This is a genomic window from Bradyrhizobium sp. MI1.3, assembly GCF_055811695.1.
The window spans coordinates 1-3,464 of record NZ_JBVVPQ010000169.1 but is presented as its reverse complement, the minus strand read 5'-3'; the positions used below and the strand labels follow the sequence as shown (position 1 = coordinate 3,464).

Below are 3,464 nucleotides of genomic sequence, written 5' to 3'. Positions count from 1 at the left end.
GGCAGTTGCGCATTCTGCGCAGCCGGCTCGGCCGCATCATCCGCGACATCCGCCGCAAGATCGAGGGCCAGCCGGCACTGGAGGAGGCATTCGCCCTCCCGCTTGGCCGGGCCGTGCAAATCCGCTCCCAGCAGCAGCGCCAGCGCGGCTGGAAGCTTTATTCCTTCCATGCCCCGGAGGCGGAATGCATCGGCAAAGGCAAGGCCGCCGCGCCTTACGAGTTCGGCGTGAAGGCCTCCATCGTCACCAACAACCGCCGGGCGCCCGGTGGCCTGTTCGTACTGCACGCCAGGTCGCTACCCGATAATCCCTACGACGGTCATACCCTGCGGGACGCCATCGACCGCACCGAGGCGCTCACCGGCTGTCCGATCGAGCGGGCCTATGTCGACAAGGGATATCGCGGCCACGACACGCAAAATCCACGTCGCGTCTTCATTTCGGGCCAGAAACGCGGCGTGTTCGGCGCCATCAAGCGCGAGCTCCGGCGCCGCTCCGCCATCGAGCCCATCATCGGACATCTGAAGGCCGAAGGTCACCTTGGCCGCTGCTACCTCAAAGGCCGCGCCGGCGACGCCGCCAACGTCGTGCTCTCAGCAGTCGGACACAACTTCCGCCGCTCCTCGCCTGGCTCAGAGAACTCTTGTGCCTCTTCCCGATCCAGCTATCGCATACGCTTGCCTGTCCGCTCCCGCTCAATTCGGCTTCTTAACGGACGACAATCTATCGGCTTGCCGCGGAACGCTCAGTTCTCAGGAGGTTGCAGGGGACTGTCGGCCCATTTGCGAGCCGCGGGATCGCGCAGCAGATCCCCTTCCTCATGGCCGGAGATGCATTTCCCCTGCGAGTCGTCGTTCCACACGCCTCTCCTCGACCGCCGGTATACCGGACGCACATTGCGGATCGAACGGAAGACGGCCGTGAAAGCTAGTCTAACGGTCCGAATAGCTGCTCGGATTCTTGAAGGACTGTTGGTCATAACGCGTTTCGGCATTGTTTGCATCAAGTCTTACAGCTTCTCAAGGAAGGAGAGATCGGTCGAGAGTTTGAAGCTGCTTTGACCGGACGACACCAGGAGTCGATGTTTTTCAAAAGATGCTTTCCGGTGGCAGACATTTGTGCGGGAGACCTATCGTCAGACCGCCATCAACCACGATTTCCGATCCGGTTAGATAGGAGGACTCGTCGCTTAGCAGGAACAACACGGCGTGCGACACTTCTTGGGGGTGGGCGGCCCGCCCGAGTGGAATCGGAGAGCGGTAGCCATCCTGATTCTTGCTCGTCGGGCCGGTGACCAAGCCTGGATGAACAGAGTTCACTCGCACACCCGACGCCGCCGCCTCCAGGGCGGCGGACTTCGTCAGACCGCGAACCCCGAACATCGAGGCGACATAGTCATTGAGCCCTGCACTACCGCGCAGCCCCTCAGCCGATGAGATGTTCACGATCGAGCCGCCGCCAGCGCGGCGCATCGCCGGGAGAGCCGCCTGCATGCCGAGGAACACACCGGTCAGATTGACCGCCAGAGTCTTGTTCCACTGCTCGAGCGAGAGCTGCTCGATCGGCGCAAAGCTGTAGATGGCCGCGCTGTTGACTAGGCCGTCCAGCACGCCGAAGCGACTTTCTGCGCTCGCAATGGCGTTGCCCCAATCCTCCGGTTCTGTGACGTCCTGACGCACATATAGAGCCGACGTGCCCAGTTGAGCCGCGAAGAGTTCTCCTTCTTCCTCAAGAAGATCACCGATCACTACTCTTGCGCCCTCGTCTACCAGCAGGCGGGCATGGGTGGCCCCCATCCCTCGAGCCCCGCCCGTGACTAGAATGACTTTTCCCTTCACGCGCCTCACGACACGCCTCGATTCGTTTGTTGGGTAGCGGCAGTGTGGAGTTTTTCAACCACTAAAACGAACTCCCCGATCATGCTGGTCATTTTCGAGAGACGAGACTCAAACGCAAGGTGAACACGGTGGTCTACGCGGCGTTTGCGCGATCCCTAGGGAATGATTTCCGGTCGGTCCGTCCCAGTCCGTTGCATAAACCGAGATGTGATGTGGGGCGTCATTGCGTTCACGACCCGTGAGCTGTCTACAAATGTGCCGAATACCATCCGTAAAGCCAATTGCGAAAGCAACTCAATCAGGACGTCACGTCTCGCGCCCTCCGGCTCGCGCTTACGGAGACGGTTACCAGGTTTGTCAGCGAACAGCACGTAGACCCGACCATTCGTCGGCTGTTCGAAATAGTGTGGCCGTGCGTTTCGAATCAACGTTAGAAGCCAATTTGAACCCCTGATCGTGATCAGTCCGGCATGCCTAGCACTACTTCCCGAGAAGGCTTTCAGCCGACCGAAGTCCGAGCTCATGCTCGGCCAACGGCCCCCAAGCTTCCAAGAGCTACCGTTTCGCTTTTTGTTCAGAACCGGAATCGTGTCCATTGAGCGCCGTAACCTTTAGGATGTCACGGTCCCGCTCGTGACAGCTCTAGATTCTCTTTCCCAACGATCTTCTCTTCTCGGGTCTCCGACGTGCGGAGCTTCAAATCGAAGACGTTGGAGGAGTCATTAGTCGCTCTTGCTCCGATCCTTGCAGTCGATCGGTTGGTCCGCCACAGCTGGGCCTCACCTCGCGGGCAACGCTTTCAGCAAGATGGGTTTTCCCTGTGCCACGGGCCTCGCGGATCCGCCAGCGCTCAGAGCAACCCTGAACCTAATCTCCTCCAGTTTTAATATATTCAGCCGAAAGCGAGCTGTTTCAATTATCGCGAATGTGGACCCGTCCGCTGGTCTGATACTTCCACGCACTTGTCATCGGGAACTATGCGCGCAACCAACACATAGCTCTTTGTTCGAGGAGGTGGGCCTACCGCTTTAGGTAGTCGCCGCCAGGACGATCGTCGACAAGAGAACCTTTGCGACTGGAAGCTTAAGGCCTCGATTGGTCTCTGATGAACTATGCGGCATCGATGCGGTCATGGCGCGGTCCGCCTTGGAACGTCATGGCGCTCCTGCGGCCGTGACGAACGTTTGGCGCATGGGAATGGCTCCATCTTCCGCAAAACGTGCCATGTCCACCCGAGTCAAGGCTTCGTCGATCAAGAACATGCGCTCAGGTTCTGAGACGTCATTATACTTGTCCTTAGATATGCCGCAGCGTCGAAGTCCTGGCGCTTGAGCTACTGTCACACACTTGCGCACCCTCCTAACGAGCTGCAATCTGCTGTCCGGCCTGACTGGGGCAGCCAAAATCGCTTTGGAATTCCCATAGGTGAGTTCGGCATTGACCTTCGTTCAGCCTGAAGCTCCATTTTGAGTTCTAGCCGGTTCGCTGGGCCAAGAGGACTGCCAACCTCCACGAGAGAAGAGCCGGCTCCGCAAATTTGAACATGTCGATAAGTGGAGTTTCTGCCTGACAGCGGGCACGCTGGTGCCTGCGAATCAGGAGCGACGATGAGCAGACGAGCACGCC

The 3,464-nt window shown here is 59.1% G+C and carries 2 protein-coding genes and 1 pseudogene; 1 reads left to right on the top strand and 2 read right to left on the bottom strand.

What is annotated here, in order from left to right; translation table 11 throughout:
• Positions 1-712: pseudogene (locus AC0L3A_RS40265) on the top strand (transposase family protein); the annotation flags it as partial.
• A 376-nt stretch (positions 713-1,088) separates the two neighbouring features.
• Here the strand turns inward: AC0L3A_RS40265 and AC0L3A_RS40260 are convergent.
• Positions 1,089-1,838 (bottom strand): SDR family oxidoreductase, encoded by a 750-nt coding sequence (locus tag AC0L3A_RS40260; RefSeq protein WP_473256528.1) that lies wholly within the window; start codon positions 1,836-1,838, stop codon positions 1,089-1,091.
• A gap of 155 nt (positions 1,839-1,993) precedes the next feature.
• Entirely contained in the window at positions 1,994-2,362 is a 369-nt protein-coding gene (locus AC0L3A_RS40255) for an oleate hydratase (protein ID WP_473256527.1), read from the bottom strand.
• Between the last annotated feature and the right edge of the window lie 1,102 nt (positions 2,363-3,464).